The following is a 7247-nucleotide window of genomic DNA, read 5'->3' as shown; positions in this document are numbered from 1 at the left end:
AAGTTTTAACTCAGATTCTGAATGAGCAAATCTCCTCTGACGATTCTTGGGGTTGGTTTGTCCACTGTAGTCTATTCATCTGAAAACTGCTGTAATAAATAATTCGGTTCCGAGAAAGATGATCTGTAACAAGTGATTGGAGTATTGTGTTGTTGAATCGTAGTGCGTTCAATTCAGCATTGGAATAAGACTAGCAATCAGGTGCAATTTTACATCTCCAGCCTCGCTAGTGATGCTAACTTTCCTTGGTAGTGCAATTCGACAGCACTGGGGGAGCGAAAACTCTGTTCATTGGACATTAGATGTCACATTCGATGAAGATAAGTGCTGAATCCATTAGACCTCTTGCAAAAGTCGCTTAGGAAGATCTGGTTTTGGGGAGACAAAGCTCATAATTGTAGAGAGCAGCAATCAAATTAAACCTTAAACAAAATCTTTTTCGACGATTTCTATAAGTAAGGGACAAAATTTTAAATACCTTGAGCTTCCGATGTACATGCTCACCTAAAACCCTGATTTTAGCTAATTCTTGATTACTCTTTTTATCTTCAGAGGTTAACTTACCTCCTCTGGGCTTTTTCTTCGGAATCCGACTCTTCCTATGCAGTTTCTGAATACCTTGAGAACCTTTATCACCCAAGCACTCTATATCTTCTCTCAACCTAACTTGACTATTTTTAAATATCCGAAAATCATGCTCTCTACCCTTGCCATGAGCGGTGCAGATGATTTTGCCATTTGCTTGGTCTACCACTACTTGTGACTTCAGCGTATGCTGTTTATTTTTGCCACTGTAGAACTTTTTTTGTTTTTTTTAGGGCGTTCAATCGGACTTTCTGTTACATCAACCACTACGACTTTTAACTGATGATTAGAAGTCGCAAGTTTTTTCTTGCCTGGAAGTGTGAACACCCTAGATTTAGTCAGCGTATCTTCTATTTTTCGGATAATTCGGTAAGCTGTAGACTCGTTTATTCCCCAAGATTGACCTATATGAAAGTAGGTACGGTACTCTCCGGAGGCGGAGCATCTCCGGCTCTGCTCCAGTATTCTAATGTCATCAACAATTGGTTTTCTAAACTTAATTTACCCGGTCGTCCTGTTTTCTGTTTTGTTTGCTCAAGCGGTAAGCGAAGCCATGCCGTTAGGCTTAACGCACTACCTCTACCATCTCGTTAAAAGTATCTGGACGTACACCACACATTGCTGTAAAGTCTTCTGACTTCAGCTCTTTACCTGTTCGTAGGTCATAGATGCTACCAAACTCTAACTTACTTGTCTCACGCATTTGGGACTTTTGCAAGAGGTCTATTGACCCTCAAAAGTTTGCTCAACTTGTGACAGATGCGCCCCAGTGGGCTGAATGGATGGTTTGATTTCTTCGGCACAGAATCAAAATTGCAGATGTCTACACCTTGAATGAGGCGTTGGGGAGAAAGCTACCTTTATGAAAGAAAGTGCCATTCGATTGGCACTATCGTTTACCAGATGCTAAAAATAGCACCTCGCAAACCGTAATGCTTGGATAGCAAAGCACTAATCAAAGATTAAACAACTATAAAATTCTTTTCGGTTAGTGACAATCCAGTATCTAGTTGTGCAAATTGTACTTGAGTAAACCCAGACGCACTGCCATCAAGGTCAAAGAACAATCCACCTGTAGCTCTGTTGTAGATAAATCGCTCTTCGCTAGTGGTGGCAGATGTTCCCAGGGTAAACTGACTTGTCTTAAGTGAACCTATTGATAATCCGCCACCAAAACCAATAGCTAATACCTGAATCAATTCATTGCTGGTGTTGAAGTCATCAAGTCTATCTACACCTTCATTGTAACTATTGAAAGCAAAGCTATCAGTACCAGATCCTCCAGTTAGGCTATCATTACCTTTGCCACCTGTGAGGATATCATTGCCATTACCACCATAAAGGGTATTATTACCAGATGTGTAAAAGGCACTAAGAGAATCATTCCCATCCCCCCCAAAGAGCAGATTAGCGCCTGATGAATAATCAACAATTAACCGATCGTCACCAGCACCACCGTCGAGCGTATTATTGCCAGAGACAGTATAAACTCCGTAGAAAGAGTATAAGGAGTCTGACCCAGAGGCACTAAGAGAATCATTCCCATTGCCCCCAGACAGTAGGTTATTGCCTGATGAATAGTTAGTAACTAAGTTATCATCACCAGCTCCACCATTGAGGGTGTTATTCCCAGAGATAGCACTGAGATGAAACTCTCGGTACTCGTCGTAGTAGCCAAAGGCACTAAGAGAATCATTGCCATCATCACCATCCATCAGGCTATTACCCTTTGAACTGTCAGTACTCAAATTATCATCACCAGTACCACCATTGAGGGTGTCATTGCCATCACTGCCGGAGAGTGTATCGTTGCCATTGCTGCCCACAATATTATCGTTGTAAATTGTGCCTATGATGTCTAATTGTTCAATATTCTTGTAGTTAAGCCGATTTTTGCCTTGTGTAATCGAGCCAATGTTAGTAGTAGCATTAAAAGCTGAAGTGATTTCCCCAGTCAAATTGGTGTCATAATAGAAAGACTGCAATGTATCGTCACCTGTTCCTCCATCTACAGTTGTAGTCACTAAGGAGGAAGTCTTTCGAGCACTGAACAAGAACGAGTCATTGCCATCGCCCCCATAAAATAAATTATTGCCTAATATATACTGAGCATCGAAAGAATCGTCACCAGTGCCACCGTTAAGGGTGTTATTGCCATATAAGCGAGAGTCGTCGTTGATAGAGACGGTGAAAGAATCATTGCCATCGCCACCATTGAGTAAGTTATCGCCTGGTGAATTGCTAGCACTCAAGTTATCGTCACCAGCGCCACCGTTAAGGGTGTTATTGCCATCGGCAGAAGAAAGAGTTAAACCATCACTGTCATTGCCACCACAGAGCAGATTATTGCCTGGTGAATTATCAACAATGAGAAAATCATCACCAGTACCACCAATCAGAGAATCATCACCAATACCACCAATTAGAGAATCATTGCCAGTATCACCAATTAGAGAATCATTGCCAGTACCACCAATCAGAGAATCATCACCAGTACCACCAATCAAAAAATCATTACCAGTACCACCAATCAAAAAATCATTACCAGTACCACCAATCAAAAAATCATTACCAGTACCACCTCTAAGTATGTCATCACCACTCAATCCGTGGATGATATCATTACCCCCTTGACCATTGATGACATCATTAGAGTCGTCAAAACCTGTAATATTATTATCAAGATCATTGAGGAAAGTAACAGTGTTCTTATTGAACAGGTTAGTTTGAGTGGAATTTGCATCAAACACATCAAAACTGTCAGTGACACTAGTTTGTCCATAAAACAGGATATTGCCAATAGCAGGTCGTGAAGAAGTTGCTGGCAAATTATCCAAGTTTTCTAAGAGGAAGTTTTGCAGAATGACTTTGCTATCACCGAGATTTTCAAAACCAATTTCTAAGTTGTTGCCATGATGAGTTAATTGCAGATTTTGAGCAGTGAATCCATTATCTGTAAATTGCAAGGTGTCTAAGAAGGCAATTGCCGTTGCTGAAGGATTTGAGCCTTTACCTACACCACCAAAATCGGTAATAGTCTCAGTATTTTCGCCGTTATAATAGGGGGCGACACTGTAAACAAATTTATCATTACCAGCGCCACCAGTTAGAGTATCGTTGCCACCATAGCCCCCAAAGAGCGTATCGTTGCCACTATTCCCCACAATCAAGTCGTTGTAATCTGTACCTAAGATATTTAATTGTTCGATATTCTTGTAATTAACCTGATTCGTACCCAACCTAATTGAGCCAGTGTTAGTAGTGGCATTGTAATTTGTTGCGATCGGCGCATTACTGTCGTTTTCACCGTTGTAATTGACGGACAGTACATCCTCACCCTCACCCCCATCTATGGTATCATTGCCAGCATAGCCTGTGGAGAGGGTATCGTTGCCACTATTCCCCACAATGTTATCATTGTAACCTGTACCTGAGATATTTAATCGTTCGATATTCTTGTAACTGACCTGATTCGTACCCGCTTTAATTGAACCAGTGTTATTAGTAGGATTGAATGTCGTTGTAATTCCTTCTGTAGCAGTATAATTGTAATCGACGGACAGTACATCCTCACCCTCACCCCCATCTATGGTATCATTGCCACCATTGCCCGTGGAGAGGGTATCGTTGCCACTATTCCCCACAATGTTGTCATTGTAACCTGTACCTGAGATATTTAATCGTTCGATATTCTTGTAACTGACCTGATTCGCATCCGCTTTAATTGAACCAATGTTAGTAGTAGGATTGAATGTCGTTGTTATCCCTCCTGTAGTAGGGCTGTAAGAACTGTAATCAACAGACAACAAATCGTCACCCTTACCCCCATCTACCGTTTGATTCTTTAAATTTAGATAAATGGAATCATTGCCATCGTCCCCAAAGAAGAAGTTATTTCCTGGTGAATCCTCAGCCCTCAAGGTATCGTCACCAGCACCACCGTTGAGAGTATTGCCTGAAGACAAGGCAACACCACTGTAAATGGAAAGACTAGAGATATCAAGATAATCATTGCCATCACCACCTAATAGCAGGTTATTGCCTGATGAAGCTTCAGCCCTCAAGGTATCGTCACCAGCACCACCGTTGAGGGTGTTATTTCCTGATGAGGTAAAATTAGGAGCTGCTGGATAATTAGAAACACCAGAGGTGGAGAGAGTATCATTGCCATCGCCACCAGATAGCAAGTTATTGCCGGATGAAGCCCCAGCATTCAAGTAATCATCACCAGCGCCACCGTTGAGGGTGTTATTCCCTGATGAGGTTATATAATTATAAACGTTTTGAATGTAAGAGGTGTAGAGAGTATCATTGCCATCGCCACCAGATAGCAGGTTATTACCGGATGAAGCCCCAGCATTCAAGTAATCATCACCAGTGCCACCGTTGAGAATGTTGTTGCCTGTTGAATATTCAACATCCAAGGTATCATTGCTCACACCACCAATCAGAGTATTATTACCTGCGCCACCTCGCAGTAAATCGTTGCCACTTTTGCCGTCAATAATATCATCACCCCCCTGACCATTGATGACATCATCTGAATTGTCAAAGCCGCTAACATTATTGTTCAGATCGTTAAGGAAGGTGACTGTGTTCTTATTGAAGATAGTACTTTGAGTGGAGTCATAATTGAAGACATCAAAGCTGTCAGTAATGGTAGTTTGCCCAGAAAACTCTATATTGCCCAAGTCTACAGTGGCTCCTGTAGATAAGCTTAGGTTATCCAGATTTTCCAAGGCAAAGTTTTGCAGGATGACTTTAAAATCATTTACTTTCAAGAAGGTGATTTCTAGATTGGTACCATTTTGGGTCGGCACCAAATTTCTGGCATTCAGGGAACTATCATGAGGAGAATAAGAAAAAAATTCTAATCTATCTACTTCGGCAATGACCCCTGCCGATGGATTTATACCTTTACCTACGCCACCAAAATCGGTGATAATGATCAGAGTATCAGAATAGTCTGGTATCGAATAAATATCGTTGCCGCCTCCACCAGTCAAGGTGTGACCGTAGCCATCGTCGTTTAGGGTATCGTTACCGTTAGTTCCAATGATATCTGCCATAACTTTTACCTACCTTAATCTATTTTTTCAGTAATTTCAGTTTTGAAGGGAGCTGTTAGTCGGACTTAAACAAAAAGTAGCCACAAAAGAGCCTAAAACCTATATGCAGATGTGTATTTTTCTTGACCTGCATGGGTTTCAGGCTTGTTTGTGATTAAAAATTCAGCTTTCATATTTAGTTTTTTACCAGTACCTAAATCCTACTAGAAGAGAAAATAGTCAATAGTCAACTCTGAGTTATAAATATACTTTTATACCCTTCTTCTAGGCAATCATGCGTAAATGTCTAATTTGAAAATACAGAACATTTTAATAACCTAACACTGACTATATATTACAGTATTTACTTAAATGTCTTTGCTTCCAAACACATCTTTGCATATTATTCACATTATTTACTGATAAATTTACGTAAAAATATTTTGATTTCTGCACTATTAATGTCTCGTCTTTTCCTCTTATACCAATTCTCTAAAATCCGGCTACAGATAAAGCCATTAAAATATATCGCCTTCTAGCAATAGATGCAATAATTGGTTTGGTTAATTTGTCAATTTCAAGGTAGAGAGCAGCACGTAAATCATCAAGGTTTTTGGGTAGTAACCAACGAAGTCGGCGTTTAAGATATTGCCAAACTTGCTCAATTGGATTTAACTCTCTTTGAATGTGCCGGCTGAAATAATAAAATGATATTATCTGGCAAGGAAAGACGTTTGGCTTTATGAAATGCACCATTATCGAGTTGAATAATTAGTACTGAATCAGCTTTTAGGTTGAGAAACTAGATTAAGGAATATCTGAAAACACTCAGTATTAAGATGTGAGAATTCCCAAAAAAAGCTCTCTCCAGTAAGTGGTTCGATGATTCCATATAAATACGTTGCCTTGAACTGCCATTGATGTACACCAACTGGTTTGACACCCTTGCGTGTGATTTTGCGCCCTGTAATTGTTTTCAATCCAATTCGAGTTTCATCCTCACAGCAAAAACGAATAGTTTTAGTTGTACATAAAACTGTCAAACAAAACCAATGGAGCATTGCTAAGTTGTCTGCAAAGTTTTTTTAAATGCCTCTACAAGTGGCTGTTGTTGTTCAACACTTTTAAGGCGAGGAATTTTCGGGGATGATTCCAAATGATAATACACAAGCTTGTGTACTGTCTTGTAGCAACTATTTACTCCCAAGTTATGTTCTAGCCACTCGACGATTTCTTGATAACCATTAAACCCAAGTGGTTCTTGCAATCTTTTATCTAATGCTTTTTGTGCCCAGTTTGGGATGGTTCTTGGTCTTCCAGGCATTGATTTTTGTTTTAATAATCCTTCAATACCGCCTGCTTTATACTGTCGAATCCACTTGTGTAGGGTGACTCGATTTCGACCGATTATTTCTGCGGTTTGAGAAATTGTTTGACCATGCCCTGTTTTGAGTAAATACAGTAGCTGCACTCTTTCTTTAGCCGCCGCAGTTTTTTGTCTTGCCAGTAAATCTTTGAGTTCTGCGACAGTCTCTTTAATTTCTAGCTGATATACCCCTGACATTGTTCATCTTTCATCTGGTTTAATCTTATTATCTCATCTGTAGCCTGATT

Annotated in this window: 3 protein-coding genes and 1 pseudogene; all 4 read right to left on the bottom strand. The window is 40.2% G+C overall.

Features of this window, described 5'->3' with window-relative positions; translation table 11 throughout:
- Nucleotides 1–358: 358 nt before the first annotated feature.
- The 4 genes and pseudogenes from V7K60_RS32430 to V7K60_RS32415 all read right to left on the bottom strand — a co-directional run bounded on the left by V7K60_RS32430 (nucleotide 359) and on the right by V7K60_RS32415 (nucleotide 7197).
- Nucleotides 359–1251 (bottom strand): annotated as a pseudogene (locus V7K60_RS32430) (IS5 family transposase).
- A 296-nt stretch (nucleotides 1252–1547) separates the two neighbouring features.
- Complete coding sequence (locus V7K60_RS32425; protein ID WP_334931972.1) at nucleotides 1548–5654, bottom strand: beta strand repeat-containing protein; 4107 nt, start codon at nucleotides 5652–5654, stop codon at nucleotides 1548–1550.
- 471 nt (nucleotides 5655–6125) lie between these two features.
- Entirely contained in the window at nucleotides 6126–6389 is a 264-nt protein-coding gene (locus V7K60_RS32420) for a hypothetical protein (RefSeq protein WP_334923007.1), read from the bottom strand.
- Between the two features lie 307 nt (nucleotides 6390–6696).
- Nucleotides 6697–7197, bottom strand: a complete 501-nt coding sequence (locus V7K60_RS32415; protein ID WP_334930554.1) for a helix-turn-helix domain-containing protein — start codon at nucleotides 7195–7197, stop codon at nucleotides 6697–6699.
- Nucleotides 7198–7247: the final 50 nt, after the last annotated feature.

This window comes from Nostoc sp., assembly GCF_036917555.1.
Classification (GTDB): domain Bacteria; phylum Cyanobacteriota; class Cyanobacteriia; order Cyanobacteriales; family Nostocaceae; genus Nostoc.
The sequence above is the reverse complement of the archived record's forward strand: the minus strand, read 5'-3'. Positions and strand labels throughout refer to the sequence as shown.